Raw genomic sequence first — 24,969 nt, 5'->3', positions numbered from 1 at the left:
CATTGTTTCGGGTAATCTAAGCAATGCCGCAACAAAATAAAGAAACATGTAAAGGATTCAAGGAGGAATAGTAAGATGGACTTTTTAAATATTTTGATCCTCCTAGCACCGATTTTTTTCGTTATCGCGCTGGGTTGGTTCGCAGGGAACTTCGGCAGCTATGACGCTAAATCTGCAAAAGGTGTAAGTACACTTGTTACAAAGTATGCTTTGCCAGCGCACTTTATCGCCAGCATTCTGTCAACACCAAAAGATAAATTCTATAGTCAAATTCCATTTTTCGTTGCATTGATTTTCGGAATCGTTGGTTTTTATATCATTATCCTTTTAGTTACGAAATTTGCGTTTAAATATGATTTAACAGATTCATCTGTTTTCTCGTTAAACTCAGCACAACCGACCTTTGCATTTATGGGGATTCCGGTCTTGGGCAGTTTATTTGGGGCTCAAGAAGTTGCAATTCCGATTGCTATTACCGGAATAGTTGTAAATGCATTGCTTGATCCAATTGCGATTATTGTGTCAACTGTCGGTGAAAAAACAAAAGGAAAAGCCAAAGATGGCGAAAGTTTCCTAAAAATGACGACAAAAGCGATTTTGCACGGTTTATCAGAGCCGCTTGCACTTGCACCACTAGCTAGTATCATCCTTGTACTCTTAGGATTTAAACTACCTGAAATTGGACATGAAATGCTAGAGGAAATTGGAAGTGTGACGTCAGGGGTTGCGCTATTCGCAGTCGGTGTCACTGTAGGTATTCGAAAAATTAAACTGAGCTTACCTGCTTTCAGTATTGCACTATTAAAAGTAGCTGTTCAACCGCTTCTTATGTATCTTATCGCCATTCTTATGGGTCTTTCGGCTGATGAAATTACAAAAGCTGTATTGCTTGTTGCCTTCCCAGGTTCAGCTGTTGCAGCGATGATCGCGACACGATTTGAGAAACAAGAGGCAGAAACGGCATCCGCATTTGTGATCAGTGCCATCATGTCACTCATAACATTACCGATCATTATTGCGCTTACCGTATAATATAGTAGAAGGCTGCCTCATGAGGCAGCCTTTCTTAGCGAAATGAATGAAACAGAGGGAAGAGCACACGCTTTTTTTTGATGTCAGGTTGCGTGATTTCCTTTTTTTCTTCTATTTGAGAGGGTTGTTTTAATCTTTCGGTCAGACGCTCAAGTTTAGTGGTGAGATCTTCAATTTCTCTGCGGTGCTGGAGCAGCTGGTATGATACACCTTCGTCCGCTTTTTTAGCCAATTTCCGTTCAAGTTCTTGCAGTCGTTTTTCTACATCAGTGCTGTGCAATTGCTGCTGAATGAGCTGATTCACTTGCTTTTCTAATGCTTCAATCCGTTTAGTAGAGACATCAGTTTCTACAGCAGGCGATAACTGTTGAACGGTTTCTGAGTGGATTGGCAGTCGAATGTCTTGAAGGATCACACCCTCACTCATTTGGTGTTTGACTTCTTTGAGCAGTTGTACAATATCTTCATGGAATTCATAATGTCCAAGTTCATTCCGGGCGACAGGGATGTTGAGCTGTTTGACCCAACGCTGAATCGTTTTTGAAGAAACGCCAATTTCTTTTGCAACCTCATTTGTATTCAAACCAAATGCCCTCCCTTTTTTCAATTATAAGTACCATTCTCTTCAAGGAGGAACTGTTCCTTCACGTTAGACAAAACAAGTAACCAATCGGCAAAGATCGTGTTTTCTAGCGGAAAATTGCAGAGAATCAATTGTTTTGGAAATTTTTTTGACTGTCATACCCCGCTATACTATAATTAGACTGTTACGCACAAAACAGAGGTGAAGACCATGTTAGACCGTTTAAAATCAATTGAAGAACGCTATGAAAAGTTAAATGAATATTTAAGTGATCCTGAAGTGGTGAACGACCCTACGAAACTTCGTGAATATTCGAAGGAACAATCTGATATTCAAGAAACTGTTGAGGTATATAGACAATATCGTGCGGCATACGACCAGTTGAGCGAAGCGAAAGCAATGCTGGAAGATAAGCTGGATGCCGAGATGCGCGACATGGTCAAAGAAGAAATTTCAGAGCTCACAGAGGAAACAGAACGTTTAGAAGACGAGCTGAAAATCTTGCTGATCCCGAAAGATCCAAATGACAATAAAAACGTTATTGTGGAGGTTCGTGGTGCAGCAGGAGGAGAAGAGGCCGCGCTTTTTGCAGGAAACCTTTACCGTATGTACAGCCGTTATGCTGAAATGCAGGGCTGGAAAACAGAGGTCATGGAAGCGAGTGTGACTGGAACTGGCGGTTATAAAGAGATTATCTTTATGATTAGCGGGAAAGGCGCATATTCGAAACTAAAGTTTGAAAACGGCGCACACCGCGTGCAGCGCGTTCCGGAAACAGAATCAGGTGGACGGATTCATACATCAACAGCGACAGTGGCTGTCTTGCCTGAGGCTGAAGAAGTTGAAATTGATATCCATGAAAAGGACATCCGTGTAGATACTTTCACATCAAGTGGACCTGGCGGACAAAGTGTTAACACAACCATGTCTGCTGTTCGATTAACTCACCTTCCAACAGGAGTGGTTGTATCCTGTCAGGATGAGAAATCACAAATCAAAAACAAAGAGAAAGCCATGAAAGTATTACGTGCGAGAATTTATGATAAATTCCAGCGTGAAGCACAGGCTGAATATGATCAAACACGTAAATCTGCTGTTGGAACAGGGGATCGTTCAGAGCGTATCCGTACGTACAACTTCCCGCAAAACCGTGTAACAGACCACCGCATCGGATTGACGATTCAAAAGCTTGATCAAATTTTAGAAGGAAAACTTGACGAGGTCATTGATGCATTAATTATGGAAGACCAATCAAGAAAGCTTCAAAATGCAAAATAATCAGCGAACCATCTTTGAAGCCCTTAAATGGGCTTCTTCTTTGTTAACGGAAGCCGGTAGAGACCAAAACGCAGCAGAGCTTCTTTTGATGCATGTATTGGACCTAAGCAGAAGTGAACTTCTTGCACGTTTTCATGATCAGTTGCCAGATGAGCAAGATCGGTTATTCCGCGAGTTTGTCACGCAGCACAAGAAAGGCGTGCCAGTTCAACATCTAATAGGTATTGAATTTTTTTACGGCCGTCCCTTCGAGGTGAACAAACATGTTCTCATTCCTCGACCTGAAACGGAAGAGGTCGTTTTGGCGGCGCTGAATTTGATGAGTGACATCTTCCCGCACGATCAGCCGCTCAAAGCAGTGGACGTGGGTACAGGAAGCGGGGCAATTGCGATTACGCTCGCTCTTGAGAAAGAAACACTATCTGTCACAGCGACGGATATTTCACATGAAGCCCTTGCGGTAGCAAAGCGGAATCAACAAGCGCTTGGTGCAGATGTCCATTTTTTACAAGGGGACTTACTCGAACCGATCAAGGATCAAGGCATCAAAGTGGATCTGTTTATTTCCAACCCGCCTTATATTGCGGCAGACGAAATGGGCAGTTTGTCAGAGGTGGTCACGAAGCATGAGCCAGTAAATGCGCTGACAGATGGACGTGATGGTTTGTGGTTTTACAAGCGTCTCGTTCGTGATCTTCACCATGTACTTCATGAGCAGGCGGTCGTTGTCTTTGAAATCGGACATAAGCAAGGGCAAGATGTAAAAACACTTCTCTTGCAGTCATTTCCCGCGGCAGATGTCCGCATCGTCAAGGATATTAACGGGAAAGACCGAGCTGTTTGTGCACACATCAAAACGGAAAGTCCGGCTGAATAAAGTCGGACTATTTTATTATGTAAAGATGAAACTTATGGTAAAAGAGAAACGTATATATAGAAGAATGAACATTCTGATCATGATTTTTTTACATAAATTTGTTTTGAAGGAGCGAATGGTGTGAACAGAAGGTATGCGATGGTGTTGGTCATCGTCAGTGTACTATTGATTGTGAGTGCTTGTGGCAAACCGAGCTTTAAAAAAGAAGCAGCAGCATTTGGAGAAAGCTATAAAAAAGCACAATACACAGTGAATCGAACAGATGACCTAACTGACATGAAGGAGAAGTTGAAGTCTTATTTAACCGAGCATGAATATCAAGAATATACACAAGACAGCATGTTCCCGAGCGTATTAGAAGCAGCAAAGGATCAAGATTGTCAAATTAAGCTGAAGAAAATTACGTTTACGCCTTCAGATGAAAGCGATGACAGAATTGAATTTAACTATGAAATGATGATTCAATTTATTAATCAAAAAGGAAAAGTCAAAAAAGAAATCAAGAAAAAAGGAGCAATGACTGTCATCAAAACAGATGCAGGGCTAAAAATTAGCCGAGATTGGGATGGAAGACTGTACCCTTCCGATTACCAATCCTCACTCCAAAGCCGTTCTTAATGGAACGGTTTTTTTTCATTTGACTTACAATCTATTAAAAAAATCATCTTTTCTGTTTATGAGATGGGTTTCCTGGACACAATGTTTGTAGCGAAGAGAAAAAGTGGGGGGAACACATCATGTTTAAAAGTAAAATGATGATATGTCTTTATATGTTTCTATTATTATGCGGTGCTTTTGCAAACCTTGGCAAGGAAGAGACAGCGGCTGCTTCTGCGAATCAGCCTGTTGTGATACCAGATGAAGCCATTCGATTACGCATTTTAGCAAATAGTGATCGTTCACAAGATCAGGATGTGAAAAGAAGCATACGTGACGAAGTCAATGCCAATATGACGGAATGGGTCAAAGACCTTACATCTATTGAAGAAGCAAGACGTGTGATTCGGTCCAAGCTGCCAGAAATCAATCGTATTGCCAAAGCGAAATTGAAGGAGCAGCACATTGATCAATCCGTATCAGTCAGCTTCCAAAAAGCCTCATTTCCAACAAAGCTTTATGGAAATTTCGTTTATCCTGCTGGGAAATATGAAGCCATTTTAATTACGCTAGGAGAAGGGGATGGAGCCAATTGGTGGTGTGTATTATTCCCGCCGCTTTGCTTTATCGATTTTTCAAATGGAGAAGCCATCGCATCGCCAGAGGGTGATGAAGAGAACGAAGTGACAGCCCAGCAAACAGATGAGTCTGTGAATGAAGCGGTCAAAGAAAAGAAAGAAGAGACGAGTGAAGTGAAATTCTTTTTATTTGATTGGGTCTCTAGTCTTTTCTCCTAAAAAAGGTATAAATCTGTTTTTACCTCATAGAGTTGAAGTAAGAGATCAAAAAGAGGTGAAAGCATGTATTATCAGTTAAGAATAGCCACAGAAGAAGATGCCCCAGCCATTAATGCTTTTCTTGAAAAAGGACAAGCGAAAGGCGGCGTCACACTTGCAGAGCGTACGACATTTGTTGTTATGGAAGATGCGGACGGTCAACTGGCAGGGTGTTTAGGTCTTGAGCAACTGAGTGAACAAGAGGGCTTGCTACGGTCTCTTGTCATATCAGATAAACTAGGTCAAGGACATATCGTGTCTTTATTCCAAAGTGTTCAAACGCTTGGAGGAAAAATAGGTGTGGATACGTTTTATGTCGTTGCCAACCACTCCTCCTCACATGATTTTTTGGCATTAATGGGCTTCACGGCTTTAGAGGATATTCCGGAAAGCATGTGGGTATCTGCACATGCAAAAGAGATCTTAGCGAAAGAACAGGCTGTGGTCCTTCAAAAAAAAGCCAGTTAATCACAATATATTGAACTTATACACATACTTATCCACCGTTAAACAAGCGTTATCCACAAATTGTGGACAACGCTTGTTTTATTGATCATCATCTTTTATACTTTCAAAAGGATAATTGAGATATATCAACAGTTTTATCTTTTTTAAAAGGAGTTTGTATGATGTTAAATACAAAAAGGTGGTCTGTGGATTTAGAAAAGGATTTATCCACATACTATCCACAAATTGAACAGGCAGCGTTGTTATTGAAGCAAAACGAAGTAGTCGCTTTTCCGACAGAAACGGTGTATGGACTAGGGGCTAATGCAAAAGAGACAGAAGCTGTCATGAAAATATATGAAGCGAAAGGGCGTCCAAGTGATAATCCATTGATTGTCCACATCGCGGAGGTTGAGCAGCTACATGAATTTGCACAAATAGAAAGTGGAAAAGCAAAGGCATTGATGAAAGCCTTTTGGCCGGGTGCTTTAACCATTGTGCTTCCGTGTAAGCCGGGCACTTTATCAAAGCAGGTCACAGCGGGTTTATCCACGGTCGGTGTGAGAATGCCTGACCATCCGATTGCGCTTGAGCTTATCCGAACGGCTGGTCTGCCGATTGCCGCTCCAAGTGCCAACCGTTCAGGTAAACCTTCTCCGACACAAGCTGACCATGTAGCAAGTGATCTCGATGGGAGAATCGCTGGGATTGTCGATGGTGGTTCAACTGGTATTGGCGTTGAGTCAACGGTCGTATCCTGTGTGGATGAGATTCCAGTCATCCTAAGACCGGGCGGAATTACAAAAGAAGCTTTAGAAGAGGTAGTAGGAACGGTCAGTATTGACCCAGGGCTGACAAAAAAGGACGAAGCGCCTGTATCGCCAGGGATGAAATACACACACTATGCTCCTGAAGCTAAAATGTACCTTTTTCATGGAAGTGATGAAGAGTTGCAGCGTCACATTCAAACATACCAGACAGAAGGTTTAAAAGTGGGTGTGCTGACAACAGAAGAAAAGAAATCGTTGTTTGCGGCAGATGTTGTTTTCAGCTGTGGATGGAGAGAAAAACCTGAAACGATAGCAGCAAACTTATATCGCGTGCTGAGACAATTTGATGAGACAGATGTAGATGTTATTATTTCAGAAACCTTTTCAAAGCAGGGGGTTGGTTCAGCAATTATGAACCGTCTGCAAAAAGCGGCAGGAGGGCGCACTCTCTCTTCATTCAAATAGTTCTAACCCTTCTTGGACAAACATAGGTTAAAGGAGAATGCGTGTCCAAGGGGGATTTACATGTACGAACTAGCCGGCGAATTGCTGACGCTCAGCATCATGGCTTTTGCACTAGGGATGGATGCTTTTTCGGTTGGACTTGGCATGGGAATGATTCAGCTGAGGTTCCGCCAGATCATTTATATTGGACTTGTCATTGGGATATTTCATATGTTTATGCCGCTTTTTGGTATGCTAACAGGTCAACTCCTATCAGGCTGGCTCGGTCTCCTTGCCACCTATATCGGCGGGGCGCTGCTTTTGGTGCTCGGGCTGCAAATGATCATTGCGTCTATTCGGAAAGAAGACAAACCATTTATCGCACCGGTTGGCGCTGGTCTTGTTCTTTTCGCAACAAGTGTTAGTTTAGATAGTTTTTCCGTTGGTTTAAGCCTCGGAATTTACGGTTCTCATGTATGGATGACCATTTTATTGTTTGGTTTTTTTAGTATGATCCTCACTTGGCTTGGATTATTACTCGGTAAACAGGTTCGATCATGGGTGGGGTCCTATAGCGGGGCGCTTGGCGGAATCATTTTACTAGCCTTTGGTATCAAATTATTATTTCCGCTCTAGTCAGCCTCCTTACACAACATGTAGAATGAAATGCTATATAATAGAAGAAAAGGAGGGCGAAAGATGAAAATCTTATTTGTTTGTACGGGAAATACATGCAGAAGTCCGATGGCTCAAGCCCTTTTTGCTTCAATTGCACAAGATAAAGGTTTAGAGGTCACTGTGAAATCAGCGGGCATTTTTGCCTCAGATGCTGGGAAGGCTTCGCCTCAAGCAGTCGAAGCATTATTTGAGAAAAGCATTCCGCTGAATCACTCTTCAGCAAAACTGACAGAGGATCTTCTGCGAGAAGCTGATTACGTTTTCACCATGACCATGCAACATAAACAGTTGATTGTGGAACAATATGCACATGCAAAAGACAAGACCTTCACTCTAAAGGAATTCGCGACAGGAGCAGAAGGTGATGTATCCGATCCATTCGGAGGTAGCCTGTCTGTTTATCAGGAAACACGTGATGAGCTTGAAGGATTGCTCCATCAGCTGGCTGAGAAATTGAAAAAGGATTGGACATCCTCATAATGGACAACCTGTAAAACCGTTGCAATAACGGTTTTTCTGCTTTTGTTTGCAAATGGCCAAGCAGAGGTTAAAATATAACTGTAAATAAAGAATAAATGTAAGGCATAACAGATCAACTCACCCTTAGGAGGAATTGCCCGATGAAAGTAGCTATTGCATCCGATCACGGCGGAACGAATATTCGTGAAGAAATCAAACAACTGATGGATGAATTGAAGATTGAATACATTGATATGGGTTGTGAATGTGGATCAGGTTCTGTAGACTACCCAGATTATGCTTTTCCTGTAGCCAACATGGTGGTAAACGGAGAAGTGGACCGCGGCATTTTAATTTGCGGGACAGGCATCGGTATGAGTATCTCAGCAAACAAAGTAAAAGGAATTCGCTGTGCGCTGGCGCATGATACATTTAGTGCGAAAGCGACTAGAGAACATAATGACACAAACGTCCTTGCAATGGGAGAACGAGTCATTGGACCTGGATTAGCACGTGAAATTGCGCATATTTGGCTGACAACAGAGTTTACTGCAGGACGTCATGCTGTACGGATTGGTAAGATCGCTGAGTACGAAGAAAAGCACCTATAAGGAGCGCTTAACATGAACATTGGTCAAGATTGGCTTGGAATGTTAAAAGAGTTTCATCAAATGGTCGAACTGCGTGCTGGGCACATCTTAGTGATCGGATGCAGTACATCAGAAGTGGCTGGGGAGCATATTGGGACAGCAGGAAGTGAGCAAATCGCTGTGTCTATCTATCAAGAATTAGATCAGTTAAGACGAGAAACTGGCATTGAGCTGGCTTTCCAGTGCTGTGAGCATCTGAATCGTGCTCTTGTTGTGGAAGAAGAAGTGGCTTTCCGGCTTAACCTAGAGATTGTGGAGGCAGTACCTGTCCGAAAGGCGGGTGGTTCGATGGCGGCTCATGCGTATCAGCACATGGAACATCCTGTGTTAGTTGAATCCATCGAGGCGCATGCTGGAATTGATATTGGTGATACATTCATTGGGATGCATCTAAAGAGAGTCGCTGTACCTGTTCGCCTCAGTCGCCATCAATTAGGGCATGCACATGTGACATTTGCGAAAACGCGTCCGAAGCTGATTGGCGGAGAACGAGCGGTTTATACAAGATCATAGCTTAGATATATTCTAATAAAATATTGAATGATGAAGGCGCTTCACCACTTGAATATTCGGTTTTTCGCAAAAAAAGAAGTCGATTTTCCAAAAAAACTTTTACATTTCACTCAAAAACCGTGTACAATGAGATGGTGAAAACATCGAATGGAAATAGATTGGAGAGGATTTCGCTGATGAAACATTTACCTGAGCAAGACGCACAAGTATTCAAGGCAATTCAACTAGAGCGGAAACGCCAGCAGGACAAAATTGAATTAATTGCATCAGAAAACTTTGTAAGCGAAGCAGTCATGGAAGCACAAGGTTCTGTATTAACAAACAAATATGCAGAGGGCTATCCTGGTAAACGCTACTATGGCGGCTGTGAACATGTAGACGTTGTAGAAGATATCGCACGTGACCGCGCAAAAGAAATTTTTGGCGCTGAGTATGTGAACGTACAGCCTCACTCAGGTGCTCAAGCGAACATGGCCGTATACTTTACCATTCTTGAGCATGGCGATACAGTGCTAGGTATGAACTTGTCACATGGTGGGCATTTAACACACGGAAGCCCTGTTAACTTTAGTGGTGTACAGTACAATTTTGTAGAATATGGTGTTGATAAAGAAACGCAGCATATCGACTATCAAGATGTACTTGAAAAAGCACGCGAACATAAGCCGAAGCTCATCGTTGCGGGTGCAAGTGCATACCCACGTCAAATTGATTTCAAAAAGTTCCGTGAGATTGCGGATGAAGTCGGTGCTTACTTTATGGTCGACATGGCTCACATTGCAGGTCTTGTTGCAGTAGGTCTTCATCCAAATCCAGTTCCATATGCAGATTTTGTGACAACGACGACTCACAAAACATTACGTGGACCACGCGGCGGAATGATTCTATGCCGTGAAGAGTTTGGTAAAAAGATCGACAAATCGATCTTCCCTGGTATTCAAGGTGGACCACTGATGCATGTCATCTCTGCAAAAGCTGTTTCTTTCGGTGAAGTATTGAACGGAGATTTTAAAACATATGCACAAAACGTCATTGACAATGCAAAGCAGTTAGCTGAAACCCTTTTATCTGAAGATATTCAGCTTGTGTCTGGTGGAACGGATAACCACCTTGTTCTTATCGACTTGCGTTCTCTTGGCATCACAGGAAAAATTGCAGAAAATGTTCTTGATGAAATCGGTATTACAGTGAACAAAAATGCGATTCCTTATGATCCAGAAAAACCTTTTGTCACAAGTGGTGTACGTGTTGGTACAGCAGCAGTGACAAGCCGCGGTTTCGACCAAGAGGCAATGAAAGAAGTCGGTTCTATTATTGCGCTTGCTCTCAAACATCATGAAGATGAAGCGAAATTAGAAGAAGCGAAAAAGCGTGTATCTGATCTGACTGCCCGCTTTCCTCTATATAACGAATTAGATTATTAAAAAGCAGACCCATTTGCCTATTTTTGGCATGTGGGTTTTTTTTGTAGGATTTGCGAATCATATTGAAAGATGATGTCTTTTTATGTAGAATTGTAGGAAGTGTGCAAAGTTCACCGGAAGATGACAGAAAAGGAGTTGTAGCAAGCTATGGCAAAGGTTTATGTATTTGATCACCCGCTTATTCAACACAAACTTACATATATTCGTGACGTTCATACAGGAACAAAAGAATTTAGAGAGCTAGTGGATGAAGTCGCAACATTAATGGCATTTGAAATCACAAGAGATCTACCGCTTGAAGAGGTAGATGTAGAAACACCTGTACAAGTAGCAAAATCAAACGTGATCTCAGGGAAGAAACTCGGTGTTGTGCCAATTTTAAGAGCAGGTCTTGGAATGGTGGACGGGATTTTGAAACTCATTCCAGCTGCTAAAGTGGGACATGTCGGTTTATACCGTGATCCGAAAACATTAAAACCTGTTGAATATTATGTGAAGCTTCCATCTGATGTGGAAGAGCGTGAATTTATCGTAGTAGATCCAATGCTTGCAACTGGTGGTTCAGCAGTCGAAGCATTAAACAGCTTGAAAAAACGCGGGGCGAAAAACATTCGCTTCATGTGTCTGATTGCTGCTCCTGAAGGTGTAGAAGAAATGCAAAAGCACCATCCTGATGTTGATATCTACATTGCAGCATTAGATGAGAAATTAAACGAAAAAGGTTACATTATCCCAGGTCTTGGTGATGCCGGTGACCGTATGTATGGAACGAAATAACATGTTTTAATAAAAGCCCACATGCAAACGTGCATGTGGGCTTTTTGAAATATATGACAAACGGTTGATATCGTTCTTAGAAAAATCAATGTATACTGAACATTAGCTGTTTTTTTCAATGAATGTCACGGGTCTCCTAAAGTTTGATGAAATTGTGAACATTTTGTGTGCTCTATCATTATAGAAAAGTTTTTTAACTTTCAACGGATTGACACATCATAGACGCTATTGTATGCTAAACGAGGGTATTATGGTAAGGTTTTCATAGCCTATAGCACTCTACTAATCCTCATTGTGAACCCTTTAATAATCAGGGTTTGTATCAGCGAATGAAGCAACATCCCATAGATCATTAGATTTCAAGTCTGATTGTGCAATTAGACCGATGGGTGATTGATTTTTTTCGAACAGGACTGCTTATCATAAGCGTCTTCTACGCAGTTTTCATCACCATTTATCACCTTTTTTACAATACTTTTCATCGGGAGTCAGATGAATGAACGATCCAAACGCGATTTTCCGCAGACAGAGTAAATACATGTTCTATCTATTGGCAATTTTTGTGTTTGGCTATGCCATGCCTGGTTTTAAACCACTGTTTCTTGGTTTGATTATCGGCACAATTTTTGCTTTCTTTAATTTATTCCTTCTTATACGGAGAATGCACGCTTTTGATCGAGCGGTTAAAAAAGGAAAATCCATTCGTTCAATGGGAAGTACAGCCAGGTGGGCCAACGCAATTCTCGCAGTAGCGATTGCTTGGCGTTACCCTAATGAAGTTCATCTGGCAGGTGTTGTTATAGGATTAATGACAATATATCCTGTCATTATGATAGATTCCTTCATTCAACTTAAACGTTCTACTATGGAAGAGAGGTGAATACTCTTTGGGTCACAGTTCAAAAACGACAGAATTTTTAGGGTTAACGTTCAACTTATCCAATGTTCTCATGATTACGATTGCTAGTATCATCGTTCTTCTCATAGCGGTGCTGACTACTCGTGTTCTGTCTATTCGTCCGACAAAGGCGCAGAACTTCATGGAATGGATTGTTGATTTTGTTCGAAATATCATAGGTAGTTCGATGGACATGAAAACAGGAGCCCCATTTCTAGCGCTAGGCGTTACATTACTCATGTACATATTTGTTTCAAACATGCTTGGACTGCCATTTTCGATTTCGGTCGATCACAACTTGTGGTGGAAATCACCAACAGCAGACCCTGCAATCACAATGACACTAGCGGTTATGGTCATGGGCTTGACACATTACTATGGTGTCAAGGCAAAAGGAGTCAAGGAATATACGAAAGACTACTTTAGACCAATTCCACTTTTAGTACCATTGAAAATTATTGAAGAATTTGCAAACACGTTAACACTTGGTTTGCGTCTTTATGGAAACATTTTTGCTGGAGAGATTCTTCTTGGTTTGCTTGCAGGACTTGCGACCAATTTCTATTCGCAAAACATTGCGCTTGGTATCATTGGTACATTAGGTGCCATCGTGCCGATGATTGTATGGCAGGCATTCAGTTTGTTTGTCGGAACAATCCAAGCATTTATCTTCACCATGCTGACAATGGTGTACATTTCTCATAAAGTCAGCGATGAACACTAAAAAATTGAGAGTCCAAAATGGACGTTATTTTAAAGGAGGAGCTTTTTAATGAATTTAATAGCAGCAGCAATTGCAATCGGTTTGGGAGCACTAGGAGCAGGTATTGGTAACGGTCTAATCGTATCTAAAACAGTTGAAGGAATCGCTCGTCAGCCAGAAGCTGGTAGAGAACTAAGAACTCTTATGTTCATCGGGGTAGCTTTAGTTGAGGCACTTCCAATTATCGCTGTCGTTATCGCATTCTTGGCATTCTTTGGTTAATATGTGAGAAGCGTTCTAATATGAATTTTAATGGCGAAGATCAGATTAGTTCGAAACTTCGCCATTCCTTTATGTTTTGTTTCTTAACATATTATTTAAAGAAGGGAGTTGCCGTACTAAATGTCTCAGTTACCAGTAGTTTTAGGAGCAGGTCTAAACACCGGAGATATCATATTCCAGTTGATCGCTATGCTCATTCTGCTTGCACTTTTAAAGAAATTTGCGCTTAAGCCTTTATTAGGGATTATGAAACAGCGTGAAGATTATATAGGAAATGAAATTTCAAGTGCTGAACAAAAGCACGTTCAAGCTGAAAAGCTTCTTGAAGAACAACGTGTCTTATTGAAAGAAGCACGCGAAGAATCACATACACTCATCGAAAATGCGAAAAAGATTGGTGAGAAACAAAAAGAAGAGATCATTCAAGCAGCACGTCAAGAGTCAGAGCGCTTGAAAGATTCTGCTAGAACTGAAATCGTGAAAGAAAAAGAACAAGCTGTGGCTGCACTGCGCGAGCAGGTTGCATCACTATCTGTACTTATTGCATCTAAAGTGATTGAAAGAGAACTTGATGAGCAAGCACAAGAGAAATTGATTCAAGAGTATCTTAAAGAGGCAGGCGAAAGCCGATGAGCGTGACTATTGTCTCTAAGCGTTACGCTTCTGCTCTTTTTGACATCGTTCTTGCTTCTTCGGCAGTAGACGAAACTGAAAAAGAGCTGAATGAGATCAAAAAAGTTCTAAAGGCTGACCAAGAATTGAATGACTTTCTTGTTCATCCAAAGATTACGGCAGACAAAAAGAAGCATTTGATTGCAGAAGCTTTCAAAGGTGTTTCGACACATGTATTGCACACAATGTATTTATTGATTGACCGCGGACGCACGAATATTTTCTCTGAAATGACGTCTGAGTTTGTGAAACTGGCAAACCGCACGAAACAAATAGACGATGCGATCGTGTACTCAGTGAAATCGCTGAGTGGTGCTGAAATTCAATCTTTATCTGAAGTATTTGCCAAAAAAGCCGGAGTCACATCACTTCGTGTTGAAAATGTGATTGACAAGGATCTAATAGGCGGAGTGAAAATCCGTATCGGAAACCGCATTTATGACGGCAGTGTCAGCGGAAAGCTTTCCCGCATTGAACGTCAGCTTGCAGGCGAAAATCGTTAGAAGGGGTGAAACCTTAGTGAGTATCAAAGCTGAAGAGATTAGCGCGCTGATAAAGCAGCAAATCCAAAACTATCAATCTGAAATTGAAGTAAAAGATGTCGGTACAGTCATCCAAGTAGGGGACGGTATCGCGCGTGTACATGGCCTTGACAACATTATGGCAGGAGAGCTGGTTGAGTTCTCTAACGGTGTAATGGGTATGGCTCAAAACCTTGAGGAGTCTAACGTAGGTATCGTTATTTTAGGACCTTACAAAGATATCCGCGAAGGTGACGACGTAAAACGTACAGGTCGTATCATGGAGGTTCCAGTTGGTGAAGAGTTAATCGGACGTATTGTGAACCCACTTGGTCAGCCTGTTGATGGACTAGGTCCAATTTTAACAAGCAAAACTCGTCCAATCGAAAGTGAAGCACCAGGCGTTATGGATCGTAAATCTGTACATGAGCCGCTTCAAACAGGGATTAAAGCAATTGATGCCTTGATTCCAATCGGACGCGGACAGCGTGAATTGATCATTGGTGACCGTCAAACAGGTAAAACATCTGTTGCAATTGATACGATCCTAAACCAAAAAGATCAAGACATGATCTGTATTTATGTAGCGATCGGACAAAAAGAATCAACAGTTCGTGGTGTTGTTGAAACACTTCGTAAGCATGGTGCGCTTGATTACACAATTGTAGTCACAGCTTCTGCATCACAGCCAGCTCCACTCCTTTACCTTGCTCCTTATGCAGGTGTAACGATGGGTGAGGAATTCATGTATAACGGCAAGCACGTCCTTGTTGTATATGATGATCTTTCTAAACAAGCGGCAGCTTACCGTGAGCTTTCATTATTGCTTCGTCGTCCTCCAGGTCGTGAGGCATTCCCTGGTGATGTTTTCTATCTTCACTCTCGTTTATTAGAGCGTGCAGCGAAGCTTAGTGACGCAAAGGGTGGCGGTTCTATCACAGCATTGCCTTTCGTAGAAACGCAAGCTGGCGATATCTCTGCATATATCCCAACAAACGTTATTTCAATCACAGATGGACAGATCTTCTTACAATCTGACCTCTTCTTCTCAGGCGTACGTCCAGCAGTAAACGCAGGATTGTCTGTATCCCGTGTAGGTGGTTCTGCACAAATCAAAGCGATGAAAAAGGTAGCAGGTACACTTCGTCTGGATCTTGCTTCTTATCGTGAGCTTGAAGCCTTCGCTCAATTTGGATCTGATTTAGACCAAGCGACTCAAGCAAAATTAAACCGTGGTGCTAGAACAGTTGAAGTCCTAAAACAAGACTTGAACAAACCGCTTAAAGTTGAAAAACAAGTAGCGATTCTTTATGCACTCACAAGAGGATACTTAGACGATGTTGCGGTTGCTGATGTCAAACGTTTCGAAGCTGAGTTATTCATGTACATTGAAGAAAACCATAAAGGATTGTTTGACACGATCTCTCAAACAGGAAACATGCCTGCTGATGAAGAGTGGAATACAGCAATCGAAGGCTTTAAACGTACGTTTGCACCAAGCAACTAATTAGTAATCTTTCCGAGAGAAAAAGATTCTCTTTTTCTCTCTTTTCACGTAAATGAACACGGATTCCTGAAAAAAGGTGGTGAAATCTTTGGCCTCATTACGCGATATAAAGTCAAGGATCACGTCAACGAAAAAATCGAGTCAGATCACAAAAGCGATGCAAATGGTATCAGCTGCGAAACTGAATCGTGCTGAAAACAATGCGAAGTCTTTTGTTCCTTACATGGAGAAAATCCAGGAAGTGGTTGCTGCAATCGCAACTGGAACAAGTGCTAAGCACCCAATGCTTCTTTCAAGACCTGTCAAGAAAACAGGATATCTCGTCATTACATCTGATCGAGGACTTGCAGGACCTTTTAACAGCTCGATTTTGCGTGCCGCTTACCAAACCATTCAATCTCGTCATCAGTCAGCTGATGAATATGCGGTGATTGTGATTGGTAAAATCGGACGCGACTTCTTCAAAAAGCGCGGTATTCCAGTTATTTCTGAAGTAACAGGGCTTGGAGACGAAGTAGCGTTTGCTGATATTAAAGAATTAGCAAGCAGTACAGTTCAAATGTTCTCTGATGAAGCGTTTGACGAACTTTACATGTTCTATAACCACTTTGTCAGTGCCATTTCACAAGAAGTAACAGAGAAGAAATTATTGCCGCTAACGGACATTTCGGCCGCAGCGACACCTAATAAACGTTCCGCATCTTATGAGTTTGAGCCTTCTGAAGAAGAAATTCTTGAAGTTCTCCTTCCTCAATATGCAGAGAGTTTGATTTTCGGTGCGCTTCTTGACAGTAAAGCAAGTGAACATGCTGCAAGAATGACAGCAATGAAGAGTGCAACAGACAATGCAAAGGAATTGATCGACAGCCTGACACTCTCTTACAACCGTGCTCGTCAAGCAGCGATTACACAAGAGATTACAGAAATTGTCGGCGGAGCAGCTGCCTTAGAATAGAAATAATTGTCAGGAGGGAATGCAATGAAAACAGGACGCATCAGTCAGATCATGGGACCAGTTGTAGACGTTCGTTTTGAAGATGGTCACTTGCCTGAGATTTATAATGCGATCAGAGTTTCGCATAAAGCGGAAAGTGAAAGTGAAGTTGATATCGACTTAACTTTAGAAGTAGCACTACATTTAGGTGACGATACAGTGAGAACCATCGCAATGGCTTCAACAGATGGTGTGAAGCGTGGTATGGAAGCTGTAGACCTTGGAAAACCAATTTCAGTACCAGTTGGTAACGTAACACTTGGACGTGTATTCAACGTACTGGGAGATAACATTGATTTAGATGAGCCACTTGGTGTGGAAGCTCAAAGAGATCCAATCCACAGACAAGCGCCTTCATTTGATCAACTTTCTACAGAAGTTGAAATTCTTGAAACGGGTATTAAAGTTGTTGACCTTCTTGCTCCTTACATCAAGGGCGGAAAGATCGGTCTATTCGGTGGAGCTGGTGTAGGTAAAACTGTTCTGATTCAAGAATTAATCAACAACATCGCACAAGAACACGGCGGTATTTCTGTATTCGCTGGTGTTGGAGAGCGTACACGTGAAGGAAACGACCTTTACTACGAAATGAAAGATTCTGGCGTTATCGAAAAAACAGCCATGGTCTTCGGACAAATGAACGAGCCACCAGGTGCACGTATGCGTGTTGCCCTAACTGGTTTGACAATGGCAGAGCATTTCCGTGATGAACTAGGTCAAGACGTATTGTTCTTCATCGATAACATCTATCGCTTTACACAAGCAGGTTCTGAAGTATCAGCCCTTCTTGGACGTATGCCTTCAGCGGTAGGTTATCAGCCGACACTTGCAACAGAAATGGGTCAGCTGCAAGAGCGTATCACGTCTACAAACGTAGGATCGGTTACATCGATTCAAGCGATCTATGTACCTGCGGATGACTACACGGATCCAGCTCCAGCAACAACGTTCGCTCACCTTGATGCAACGACAAACCTTGAGCGTAAGCTGACTGAAATGGGTATCTACCCAGCGGTTGATCCTCTTGCTTCAACATCTCGTGCACTTGCACCTGAGATCGTTGGCGAAGAGCACTATGCCATTGCGCGTGAAGTGCAGCAAACATTGCAGCGTTATAAAGAACTACAAGATATCATTGCCATTTTAGGTATGGATGAATTATCAGAGGACGATAAGCTTGTGGTACACAGAGCGCGTCGTGTTCAATTCTTCCTATCTCAAAACTTCCACGTAGCAGAGCAGTTCACTGGCCAAAAAGGTTCTTACGTGCCATTGAAAGAAACTGTTAAAGGCTTCAAGGAAATCTTATCTGGTAAATATGATCACCTTCCAGAAGATGCATTCCGCTTAGTTGGACGCATTGAAGAAGTGGTTGAAAAAGCCAAAGAGATGGGTGTAGAGGCCTAATCTGGTCCTTAGGAGGGTAAAAGCATGAAGACCGTTCAAGTCAATATCGTTACTCCCGACGGCCCAGTGTATCAAGCGGATGTGGAAATGGTCAGTGTCAGAGCAGAAAGCGGTGAGCTTGGTATTTTAGCTGGCCACGTTCCAATGGTTGCTCCGCTAAAAATCGGTGCAGTTCGCTTAAAACATAGTGGATCAACTGAATTGGTTGCAGTAAGTGGCGGATTTGTTGAAGTTCGCCCTGAACAAGTAACCATTCTTGCTCAGGCCGCTGAAACATCAGATAAAGTTGATGTCGATCGTGCGAAATCAGCGAAACAGCGTGCTGAAGAGCATTTGAACCACCCGAATGAAAGTGATGTACGCCGGGCGGAACTCGCATTAAAACGGGCGTTAAACCGTTTAAATGTAGCAGGGAAATAAAACAGAAAATCCTTCTTATCACAATGATAAGAAGGATTTTTTTAAAGTGACATGAGCGATTGGTACATCGACACATATGGATGAGAATCCTGTTTTTCAAGATATAAGTGCTCGCAAAACTGCGTACTATGCCACGTTTTATTGTGCCGGCGCAACCCCAGCGTATATTGATGTGGAGAGTCCATATAAGGCCGTACCACCCAGTCAGCATCTGAATGATGACGAAGGACAACCTCTCCCATATACACGCTCAACATCGCTTCTAATGCATCTATTGGCATTTTCCATTCGGCAAACAGCTGCTTGGTAAATGCATCAAAGTAAAGTGATTCTAACTGATACAGGCTCTCCTCAGAGTAATCCAAAGAAATGTTATGAAAATGACACAATTGCGCTAATTCTTCTAGCTGTGTCTGTCTATAATCAAAGTAGAAAGCAATGGCCTCCCATTCATGATCAAATGAGGGAACCAGTTCTCCGTACAAATCAACAAAGTCAGGAAAAGAATCTTTCAATGTGTTCAGCTCCTTCCACACGCAGTATATCATCTTCTTGGCACCAGGATAAGAGGGGATTCACTCTAAATGTAGCTCTTTTTTCCAAATGATTCATCTTTCCGATTTTCGAGGATATAATGAAAGGGAGTTTTCCTTTACAGAAATAAATAAAAGGAGGATTCAACTGTATGGAAGACGTAGGACAACAAGCAATCGTGAGTATTGTGATCCACCTGTTTTTTATTGCAATTACATGGTGGGCATTGCTTGCTATAAATATTGACCCACTGATTAAAAAAGGGAAAATCGTTCAGGCAAGATTGCTGATGATGCTCATTACCATTGCTATTGCATCTGCAGTCAGCAATTTCTTCCTTGATTACTTAAATTTCTCCAGACAAATACCTTATATGTTCTAACATAAAAGGTTTGGTCACTGCCTTATGCGGGAACGTAAAAAGAAGTGTCAAAAGTATGGCCTTTGATGACTTTTCCACGTATGCATAGACCTCCTTGCGGCAACACTTGTAGCAAGGGGGAATGACAAGTGAGAAAGTATATAAAAGGTTGGCCATTATTTGCATTTATTCTTTTTTTTGTTCTGATGATTCAAGGTGTTCGTGCGGAAGAATCTTCTCCGCTCGCCCAAATAGCAGAAGGTCTGAATAACCAGCAAATTGAAGTAGATGGATGGACTCTTCACGCTAAAACAAATGTAAACATGTCATCCGAACAATTTTCAAAAAAAGTGAAACGTTTCAAAGACGAACTACGACAGTATGAGTGGACCGAAAAAGAAGAAGAACATGTCACCAAAGTCACAGGAATTTACAAAGATGAAAAAAATGATACAATATCGAAAATTTTACTCGTGAAGACCGACACAAAATCCAATCAAAAGTCGTATTTATTATATGAGCAAAAAGGTGCTCGCCCACTGAATACCTGGGAGCATACATATGATCAGTTCGTACGTCATGCAAAAAGCATATTACAAGAGAAATTTGTAATTTTTACTTGTCTCGATGGTCATGTAAATGGTATGATGGATGTTGTTTTGCAAAAAAAAGCTGAAATGTTAGCAAATGAATTTCAAGCAAAACCAGTTGAGTATCTCGTTGAGTCTAATTTTGTGTCGCTTTCCGCTTACACAGATAAGTGGGAACAGTTCATTATGACTTCAAATGATAAAATGAATGTTCAAATTGCCATCAGAAGTTCGGAAATGAACGAAAATCATACGATTACGGTTGGCACACCAATCGTAACGACTGAATATTAATATAGAGAATTTGGGACGCGGAGGGGAAGACCTTGGAAAAAATCATCGTCCGCGGCGGTCAAAAGTTAAACGGCACAGTTAAAGTAGAAGGAGCAAAAAATGCCGTTTTACCAGTTATCGCTGCATCTTTGTTAGCAAGTACAGAAAAAAGCGTAATTTGTGATGTACCTACGCTCTCCGATGTATATACAATCAATGAAGTGTTACGTCATTTAGGAGCAGAAGTACATTTTGAAAATAACGAAGTATCAGTGGATGCATCTCATGCACTAGAAACTGAGGCTCCGTTTGAGTATGTCCGTAAAATGCGAGCGTCAGTGCTCGTCATGGGACCACTTTTAGCAAGAACAGGTCATGCAAGAGTTGCATTACCTGGAGGCTGTGCGATTGGTTCTAGACCAATTGACCAGCATTTAAAAGGCTTTGAAGCAATGGGAGCTAAAATTCAAGTAGGAAATGGTTTCATCGAGGCTGAAGTCAAAGGCCGTTTACAAGGTGCGAAAATCTATTTGGATTTCCCAAGTGTCGGCGCAACTGAAAACATCATTATGGCAGCAGCATTAGCTGAAGGCACAACGATTTTAGAAAACGTAGCAAAAGAACCTGAAATTGTTGATTTGGCAAACTACATCAATGCCATGGGCGGTAAAGTTCGCGGAGCTGGTACTGGTACAATCAAAATTGAAGGTGTGGAAACACTTCACGGTGCAAAACACAACATCATCCCTGACAGAATTGAAGCAGGTACTTTCATGGTGGCAGCAGCCATTACAGAAGGAAATGTTCTTGTGAAAGGCGCAGTGCCTGAGCACATGACATCACTTGTAGCAAAAATGGAAGAAATGGGTATTCAGATCATTGAAGAAGAAGAAGGTTTAAGAGTCATTGGACCATCTCAGCTTAAGCCAATCGATCTAAAAACAATGCCACATCCTGGTTTCCCAACGGATATGCAATCTCAGATGATGGCGCTATTGCTTCGTGCGAACGGAACAAGCATGATTACAGAAACGGTATTTGAAAACCGCTTTATGCATGCAGAAGAATTCCGCCGTATGAATGGCGATATTAAAATTGAGGGGCGCTCTGTCATTATCAACGGGCCGGTTCAACTTCAAGGTGCTGAAGTGGCAGCGACTGATTTAAGAGCAGGAGCAGCACTTGTACTTGCTGGATTAGTAGCAGAAGGTCATACACGTGTCACTGAGTTGAAGCATATCGATCGTGGTTATGTGAACTTCCACCAGAAGCTTGCAGCAATCGGTGCCGATATTGAAAGAGTAAACGATGAAACAGCAGATGTGACACAAGAACAAGTTGTATCAGATCTAAATGCGTAATGATAAAGAAATCAGTGTGTCCATAGGGCATGCTGATTTTTTTTTAGAATCATAGAATGCTTTATGTTTAAAGCTTATCATTAGTGTATCCAACCATCTTAAATTTTATTCATAAAGACGAACAGTAAAATCACTTGATATACAGCCCCTTATCTTCATCAACAGACTTGTCCAATGAATGAAAGAAGCTGTCATATTAGCTTGTCCTTCCCCATAGGATAAAAGAGATTCAATGACAAATGGGGGCAGCCAAATATGAAACCAATGATATGGACAATCGCAGGAATATGCATCATTATTTTAATGATTCCAACTTTACTTGTGTTGCCGACGTTTCAAGGGAAACCAGAGGCAAGTCAGCATGTATCAGCGGAGCCATCAGCTAAAAAAGAAGTGAAGGGTACAGTCAAATTGAAGCAATCACCCGTTGCTATCCCCGTCTATCGTTCAGCTCATCAGCAGGTAGAAAACATTCCCTTAGAAGAGTATGTGATCGGTGTCGTAGCGTCTGAAATGCCAGCTGATTTTGAGATGGAAGCACTCAAGGCACAGGCTCTCGCTGCAAGAACGTATATCGTCAGACAAATGATCATCGATAAGACCGTCAAATCACCAAAGGGCTCTCTTGTAGATGATACCCAAATGTTCCAAGTGTATAAAAACAAGCAGGAACTCAAGAAAATTTGGGGGAAAGCATACAATTGGAAATTGAAAAAAGTTACAGAAGCTGTCGCTAGCACACAAGGAAAAGTGCTCACTTATGACGAAAAACCAATTGATGCCTCATTCTTTTCAACAAGTAACGGTAAAACGGAAAATGCCGAAGCTTATTGGAAAAATGAAATCCCATATTTGAAAAGTGTCGAAAGTAAATGGGACGAAAAATCGCCAAAATTTCAAAACAAGAAAACCATCCCAGTTAGTGAATTTCAGCAAAAATTAGGTGTGACGCTTACTCAACAGGCTCAGGTAGGACAGATAGTAGAACGGACACCAGGAAATCAAGTAGCTAAAGTCGTCATAAACGGTAAAACACTGACAGGCAGAGACATTCGTGAGTCATTAGGGCTTCATTCAGCAGACTTTACATGGGAACGACAGGGCCAGCAAATAATCATTACGACAAAAGGGTATGGCCATGGTGTTGGAATGAGTCAGTATGGTGCGCATTATATGGCACAGTCAGGAAAAAAAGTGGATGCTATCGTGAAACATTATTATAAAGGGATTCAAATTGAATCAGCTGATCGTTTTCTTAACACGTATATGGCGAAAAAATAAAGCAAAGGTGCCTCAAAATGGGGGCATCTTTTTTGTGTGTTTCAAGAGGTTTGAACAGAATGTGTCAATTTGCGACTTAAGACGCACCTCAGGAAATCTTAAACATTTACGTCCCGACAAGAACCGATGGCCGATACAAAGCCCCTCAAAAGAAGGAGAAAACAAGAGAAGAAGTGATGTGTTAGGTGAATATATCTAGACAAATGACAGATTTTTAGTGATTTTGATGAAAGAGAAAAAGGGACCGAGTCCTATACCATTCCAAGACGGAATATTTTACGATTAAGATGTTTCAATTTAATACATAGGGAGGAAGGAAAAAATGATGTTGAAAAAAGTATTTACACTCGTAACCTTAGCTGTATTGACATTATCTATGTCAATCTCTTCACCAGTATTTGCAAAAGCATCTACAGTCAAAAAACATAACAAAGATGTAAGAGTCACCATCTTACTTGATGCAAGTGGAAGCATGGCAAGAAAAGTAGAGGGAGAACGCAAATTTGACCTCGCTAAACAAGAGGTATTTAAATTTGCTCAGTCACTTCCAAAAGACGCTAAAATTCGTATGAGCTTGTTTGGCTCTGAAGGAAACAACAAAAATTCGGGTAAAGCTCAATCATGTGAAGTCATTAGAGGCGTTTATGGCGTACAGCCTTACGAAAAAGAAAGCTTTGAAAACTCTTTAAACGGACTTGGGCCAAATGGCTGGACACCGATTGCTCGTGCTCTTGAACATGCAAAGCAAACGGATGAACAGCTTAATAATGGTACAAAACATATTGTGTACCTCATCACTGATGGCGAAGAAACTTGTGGCGGAGATCCAGTAAAAGTAGCAAAAGAATTGCATAACTCTAAAGGGTCGACTGTTGTGAATGTCATTGGATTAGACTTTAATGATGGCTATGAAGGTCAATTAAAGCAAGTAGCTAAAGCTGGTAAAGGCCATTACTACCAAGCAAGCACTGGTAAAGAAATGGGTTCTATCCTGTCAGCAGAATCATTAAAACTACACGAATAACTTGCTGAACAAAAGGGAAACGATTGATACATGCTTTCGTTTCTCTTTTTCTGTACAAATGTAAAAAGGGAGGTTTTTATAAATGAAACGCAATATTGTATTAACCATTTTGGCTAGTCTTGTCCTGCTTCTTTCTTCACCAGCTCATGCTGTGACAAAAAAACAGGAGCCAGCTCATGTGGTGATATTACTCGATTTAAGCGGCAGCATGGCGCAATCAGTTGAAGGCGAAAAGAAAATCGATATCGCCAAACGTTCTATTCAAAGCTTCGCTAGTATTTTATCAGATGATACACAAGTCCTTCTTCGTGTGTTTGGTCATGAAGGAACCAATAAAAATGCTGGAAAAGCAATTTCTTGTGCAAGCTCTGAAGCTGTTTATGGATTTGGATCATATGAATCATCAACATTTCAGCAAGCACTGAATGTGTATAAGCCAACTGGCTGGACACCACTTGCAAAAGCATTAACAGATACGAAGCAAGATTTTGAAGATCACCAGGCTGAAGGGAAAAATATTGTCTATGTCGTCAGTGATGGTAAAGAAACTTGTGGAGGAAGCCCTTCACAAGCAGCAAAGGAATTACATGAAGACGGAATTGACACCATTGTTAATATCATCGGCTTTGATGTGAATGAAAAAGAAGCAAAAAGTTTAAAGTCTGTTGCAAAAGCGGGAGGTGGACAATATCAACCGGCTGCTAATGCCGAAGAATTGAATCACATTCTACAAAATGAAGCGAGCGCTTTTGGTCAGTAGGATATAAATAGGAGCT

The 24,969-nt window shown here is 41.5% G+C and carries 30 protein-coding genes; 28 read left to right on the top strand and 2 right to left on the bottom strand.

The features are described 5' to 3' along the window. Window positions 1-75: 75 nt before the first annotated feature. Window positions 76-1,032 (top strand): AEC family transporter, encoded by a 957-nt coding sequence (locus NKR21_RS18970; RefSeq protein ID WP_012011564.1) that lies wholly within the window; start codon window positions 76-78, stop codon window positions 1,030-1,032. A gap of 34 nt (window positions 1,033-1,066) precedes the next feature. Here NKR21_RS18970 and racA read toward each other — a convergent pair whose 3' ends face one another. After that, the gene (gene racA, locus NKR21_RS18965; protein ID WP_012011563.1) at window positions 1,067-1,615 is read right to left on the bottom strand and encodes a chromosome-anchoring protein RacA; all 549 of its coding nucleotides are present in this window, start codon (window positions 1,613-1,615) and stop codon (window positions 1,067-1,069) included. A 210-nt stretch (window positions 1,616-1,825) separates the two neighbouring features. Here racA and prfA point away from each other — a divergent pair, with 210 nt between their 5' ends. From prfA to NKR21_RS18860, 21 genes are all read left to right on the top strand, one after another. Continuing rightward, window positions 1,826-2,893, top strand: a complete 1,068-nt coding sequence (gene prfA / locus NKR21_RS18960; protein ID WP_144455354.1) for a peptide chain release factor 1 — start codon at window positions 1,826-1,828, stop codon at window positions 2,891-2,893. After that, window positions 2,883-3,770: a peptide chain release factor N(5)-glutamine methyltransferase gene (prmC, locus tag NKR21_RS18955; RefSeq protein ID WP_144455356.1), complete on the top strand. Its 888-nt coding sequence runs from the start codon at window positions 2,883-2,885 to the stop codon at window positions 3,768-3,770. The genes prfA and prmC overlap by 11 nt, the downstream gene beginning before the upstream one ends. Before the next feature lie 138 nt (window positions 3,771-3,908). Next, on the top strand, window positions 3,909-4,388 hold the full coding sequence (locus tag NKR21_RS18950) for a hypothetical protein (protein WP_012011560.1): 480 nt from the start codon (window positions 3,909-3,911) through the stop codon (window positions 4,386-4,388). Between the two features lie 119 nt (window positions 4,389-4,507). Beyond that, complete coding sequence (gene spoIIR, locus NKR21_RS18945) at window positions 4,508-5,164, top strand: stage II sporulation protein R (protein WP_144455358.1); 657 nt, start codon at window positions 4,508-4,510, stop codon at window positions 5,162-5,164. 63 nt (window positions 5,165-5,227) lie between these two features. Beyond that, window positions 5,228-5,671, top strand: coding sequence for a GNAT family N-acetyltransferase (locus NKR21_RS18940; RefSeq protein WP_012011558.1), 444 nt, complete (start codon window positions 5,228-5,230; stop codon window positions 5,669-5,671). Between the two features lie 161 nt (window positions 5,672-5,832). Next, complete coding sequence (locus NKR21_RS18935; protein ID WP_144455360.1) at window positions 5,833-6,885, top strand: L-threonylcarbamoyladenylate synthase; 1,053 nt, start codon at window positions 5,833-5,835, stop codon at window positions 6,883-6,885. A 60-nt stretch (window positions 6,886-6,945) separates the two neighbouring features. Beyond that, complete coding sequence (locus NKR21_RS18930) at window positions 6,946-7,500, top strand: manganese efflux pump MntP (RefSeq protein ID WP_012011556.1); 555 nt, start codon at window positions 6,946-6,948, stop codon at window positions 7,498-7,500. 63 nt (window positions 7,501-7,563) lie between these two features. Beyond that, on the top strand, window positions 7,564-8,022 hold the full coding sequence (locus NKR21_RS18925; RefSeq protein WP_144455363.1) for a low molecular weight protein arginine phosphatase: 459 nt from the start codon (window positions 7,564-7,566) through the stop codon (window positions 8,020-8,022). 140 nt (window positions 8,023-8,162) lie between these two features. Beyond that, window positions 8,163-8,612: a ribose 5-phosphate isomerase B gene (gene rpiB, locus NKR21_RS18920; RefSeq protein ID WP_012011554.1), complete on the top strand. Its 450-nt coding sequence runs from the start codon at window positions 8,163-8,165 to the stop codon at window positions 8,610-8,612. 12 nt (window positions 8,613-8,624) lie between these two features. Continuing rightward, window positions 8,625-9,164 carry a TIGR01440 family protein gene (locus NKR21_RS18915; RefSeq protein WP_012011553.1) on the top strand — a complete coding sequence of 180 codons (540 nt, stop codon included), beginning with the start codon at window positions 8,625-8,627 and terminating at the stop codon, window positions 9,162-9,164. A 176-nt stretch (window positions 9,165-9,340) separates the two neighbouring features. Then, window positions 9,341-10,588, top strand: coding sequence for a serine hydroxymethyltransferase (gene glyA / locus NKR21_RS18910; RefSeq protein WP_012011552.1), 1,248 nt, complete (start codon window positions 9,341-9,343; stop codon window positions 10,586-10,588). A 147-nt stretch (window positions 10,589-10,735) separates the two neighbouring features. Continuing rightward, on the top strand, window positions 10,736-11,365 hold the full coding sequence (upp, locus tag NKR21_RS18905; protein ID WP_003214553.1) for a uracil phosphoribosyltransferase: 630 nt from the start codon (window positions 10,736-10,738) through the stop codon (window positions 11,363-11,365). A 496-nt stretch (window positions 11,366-11,861) separates the two neighbouring features. Then, window positions 11,862-12,245 (top strand): ATP synthase subunit I, encoded by a 384-nt coding sequence (locus NKR21_RS18900; protein WP_003215321.1) that lies wholly within the window; start codon window positions 11,862-11,864, stop codon window positions 12,243-12,245. 7 nt (window positions 12,246-12,252) lie between these two features. Then, entirely contained in the window at window positions 12,253-12,987 is a 735-nt protein-coding gene (gene atpB / locus NKR21_RS18895; protein ID WP_012011551.1) for a F0F1 ATP synthase subunit A, read from the top strand. 48 nt (window positions 12,988-13,035) lie between these two features. After that, window positions 13,036-13,248, top strand: coding sequence for a F0F1 ATP synthase subunit C (gene atpE / locus NKR21_RS18890; protein WP_003214968.1), 213 nt, complete (start codon window positions 13,036-13,038; stop codon window positions 13,246-13,248). A 120-nt stretch (window positions 13,249-13,368) separates the two neighbouring features. Further along, entirely contained in the window at window positions 13,369-13,881 is a 513-nt protein-coding gene (gene atpF / locus NKR21_RS18885; protein ID WP_012011550.1) for a F0F1 ATP synthase subunit B, read from the top strand. Then, window positions 13,878-14,423 carry a F0F1 ATP synthase subunit delta gene (locus NKR21_RS18880; protein WP_144455365.1) on the top strand — a complete coding sequence of 182 codons (546 nt, stop codon included), beginning with the start codon at window positions 13,878-13,880 and terminating at the stop codon, window positions 14,421-14,423. Before atpF ends, NKR21_RS18880 begins: the two co-directional genes overlap by 4 nt. A 16-nt stretch (window positions 14,424-14,439) precedes the next feature. Beyond that, window positions 14,440-15,948, top strand: coding sequence for a F0F1 ATP synthase subunit alpha (gene atpA / locus NKR21_RS18875; RefSeq protein ID WP_012011548.1), 1,509 nt, complete (start codon window positions 14,440-14,442; stop codon window positions 15,946-15,948). An 88-nt stretch (window positions 15,949-16,036) separates the two neighbouring features. After that, on the top strand, window positions 16,037-16,903 hold the full coding sequence (locus tag NKR21_RS18870) for a F0F1 ATP synthase subunit gamma (RefSeq protein ID WP_012011547.1): 867 nt from the start codon (window positions 16,037-16,039) through the stop codon (window positions 16,901-16,903). A 24-nt stretch (window positions 16,904-16,927) separates the two neighbouring features. After that, window positions 16,928-18,349 carry a F0F1 ATP synthase subunit beta gene (gene atpD, locus NKR21_RS18865; RefSeq protein WP_012011546.1) on the top strand — a complete coding sequence of 474 codons (1,422 nt, stop codon included), beginning with the start codon at window positions 16,928-16,930 and terminating at the stop codon, window positions 18,347-18,349. A 24-nt stretch (window positions 18,350-18,373) separates the two neighbouring features. After that, a complete protein-coding gene (locus NKR21_RS18860; protein WP_003214592.1) occupies window positions 18,374-18,769 on the top strand; it encodes a F0F1 ATP synthase subunit epsilon in 396 nt (131 codons plus the stop codon). A gap of 41 nt (window positions 18,770-18,810) precedes the next feature. Here the strand turns inward: NKR21_RS18860 and NKR21_RS18855 are convergent, their stop codons facing one another. After that, window positions 18,811-19,317 carry a hypothetical protein gene (locus NKR21_RS18855; protein WP_012011545.1) on the bottom strand — a complete coding sequence of 169 codons (507 nt, stop codon included), beginning with the start codon at window positions 19,315-19,317 and terminating at the stop codon, window positions 18,811-18,813. Between the two features lie 137 nt (window positions 19,318-19,454). Here NKR21_RS18855 and NKR21_RS18850 point away from each other — a divergent pair, with 137 nt between their 5' ends. The 6 genes from NKR21_RS18850 to NKR21_RS18825 all read left to right on the top strand — a co-directional run bounded on the left by NKR21_RS18850 (window position 19,455) and on the right by NKR21_RS18825 (window position 24,953). Continuing rightward, window positions 19,455-19,685, top strand: a complete 231-nt coding sequence (locus tag NKR21_RS18850; protein WP_012011544.1) for a DUF1146 family protein — start codon at window positions 19,455-19,457, stop codon at window positions 19,683-19,685. A 128-nt stretch (window positions 19,686-19,813) separates the two neighbouring features. Beyond that, window positions 19,814-20,548 carry a YwmB family TATA-box binding protein gene (locus NKR21_RS18845; protein ID WP_012011543.1) on the top strand — a complete coding sequence of 245 codons (735 nt, stop codon included), beginning with the start codon at window positions 19,814-19,816 and terminating at the stop codon, window positions 20,546-20,548. A gap of 32 nt (window positions 20,549-20,580) precedes the next feature. Further along, a complete protein-coding gene (murA, locus tag NKR21_RS18840; protein ID WP_012011542.1) occupies window positions 20,581-21,888 on the top strand; it encodes a UDP-N-acetylglucosamine 1-carboxyvinyltransferase in 1,308 nt (435 codons plus the stop codon). 255 nt (window positions 21,889-22,143) lie between these two features. After that, complete coding sequence (gene spoIID, locus NKR21_RS18835; protein ID WP_012011541.1) at window positions 22,144-23,169, top strand: stage II sporulation protein D; 1,026 nt, start codon at window positions 22,144-22,146, stop codon at window positions 23,167-23,169. Between the two features lie 325 nt (window positions 23,170-23,494). Beyond that, entirely contained in the window at window positions 23,495-24,193 is a 699-nt protein-coding gene (locus NKR21_RS18830; protein WP_081112358.1) for a VWA domain-containing protein, read from the top strand. A gap of 82 nt (window positions 24,194-24,275) precedes the next feature. Continuing rightward, window positions 24,276-24,953: a VWA domain-containing protein gene (locus NKR21_RS18825; RefSeq protein ID WP_012011539.1), complete on the top strand. Its 678-nt coding sequence runs from the start codon at window positions 24,276-24,278 to the stop codon at window positions 24,951-24,953. The last annotated feature ends 16 nt before the right edge of the window (window positions 24,954-24,969 follow it).

Origin of the sequence: Bacillus sp. 1735sda2 (assembly GCF_024159245.1) — a bacterium.
Taxonomy (GTDB): domain Bacteria; phylum Bacillota; class Bacilli; order Bacillales; family Bacillaceae; genus Bacillus; species Bacillus pumilus_O.
The sequence above is the reverse complement of the archived record's forward strand: the minus strand, read 5'-3'. Positions and strand labels throughout refer to the sequence as shown.

Coding starts and splice junctions, on each gene's coding strand:
- NKR21_RS18925 (WP_144455363.1), top strand. CDS start 7,564: ATGAAAATCTTATTTGTTTGTACGGGAAATACATGCAGAAGTCCGATG.
- NKR21_RS18850 (WP_012011544.1), top strand. CDS start 19,455: ATGGAAGACGTAGGACAACAAGCAATCGTGAGTATTGTGATCCACCTG.
- NKR21_RS18825 (WP_012011539.1), top strand. CDS start 24,276: ATGAAACGCAATATTGTATTAACCATTTTGGCTAGTCTTGTCCTGCTT.
- prfA (WP_144455354.1), top strand. CDS start 1,826: ATGTTAGACCGTTTAAAATCAATTGAAGAACGCTATGAAAAGTTAAAT.
- NKR21_RS18915 (WP_012011553.1), top strand. CDS start 8,625: ATGAACATTGGTCAAGATTGGCTTGGAATGTTAAAAGAGTTTCATCAA.
- NKR21_RS18930 (WP_012011556.1), top strand. CDS start 6,946: ATGTACGAACTAGCCGGCGAATTGCTGACGCTCAGCATCATGGCTTTT.
- prmC (WP_144455356.1), top strand. CDS start 2,883: ATGCAAAATAATCAGCGAACCATCTTTGAAGCCCTTAAATGGGCTTCT.
- NKR21_RS18900 (WP_003215321.1), top strand. CDS start 11,862: ATGAACGATCCAAACGCGATTTTCCGCAGACAGAGTAAATACATGTTC.
- NKR21_RS18950 (WP_012011560.1), top strand. CDS start 3,909: ATGGTGTTGGTCATCGTCAGTGTACTATTGATTGTGAGTGCTTGTGGC.
- NKR21_RS18940 (WP_012011558.1), top strand. CDS start 5,228: ATGTATTATCAGTTAAGAATAGCCACAGAAGAAGATGCCCCAGCCATT.
- NKR21_RS18860 (WP_003214592.1), top strand. CDS start 18,374: ATGAAGACCGTTCAAGTCAATATCGTTACTCCCGACGGCCCAGTGTAT.
- NKR21_RS18880 (WP_144455365.1), top strand. CDS start 13,878: ATGAGCGTGACTATTGTCTCTAAGCGTTACGCTTCTGCTCTTTTTGAC.
- NKR21_RS18830 (WP_081112358.1), top strand. CDS start 23,495: ATGTTGAAAAAAGTATTTACACTCGTAACCTTAGCTGTATTGACATTA.
- atpF (WP_012011550.1), top strand. CDS start 13,369: ATGTCTCAGTTACCAGTAGTTTTAGGAGCAGGTCTAAACACCGGAGAT.
- atpE (WP_003214968.1), top strand. CDS start 13,036: ATGAATTTAATAGCAGCAGCAATTGCAATCGGTTTGGGAGCACTAGGA.
- NKR21_RS18855 (WP_012011545.1), bottom strand. CDS start 19,317: ATGATATACTGCGTGTGGAAGGAGCTGAACACATTGAAAGATTCTTTT.
- rpiB (WP_012011554.1), top strand. CDS start 8,163: ATGAAAGTAGCTATTGCATCCGATCACGGCGGAACGAATATTCGTGAA.
- NKR21_RS18970 (WP_012011564.1), top strand. CDS start 76: ATGGACTTTTTAAATATTTTGATCCTCCTAGCACCGATTTTTTTCGTT.
- spoIID (WP_012011541.1), top strand. CDS start 22,144: ATGAAACCAATGATATGGACAATCGCAGGAATATGCATCATTATTTTA.
- NKR21_RS18935 (WP_144455360.1), top strand. CDS start 5,833: ATGTTAAATACAAAAAGGTGGTCTGTGGATTTAGAAAAGGATTTATCC.
- upp (WP_003214553.1), top strand. CDS start 10,736: ATGGCAAAGGTTTATGTATTTGATCACCCGCTTATTCAACACAAACTT.
- spoIIR (WP_144455358.1), top strand. CDS start 4,508: ATGTTTAAAAGTAAAATGATGATATGTCTTTATATGTTTCTATTATTA.
- atpD (WP_012011546.1), top strand. CDS start 16,928: ATGAAAACAGGACGCATCAGTCAGATCATGGGACCAGTTGTAGACGTT.
- glyA (WP_012011552.1), top strand. CDS start 9,341: ATGAAACATTTACCTGAGCAAGACGCACAAGTATTCAAGGCAATTCAA.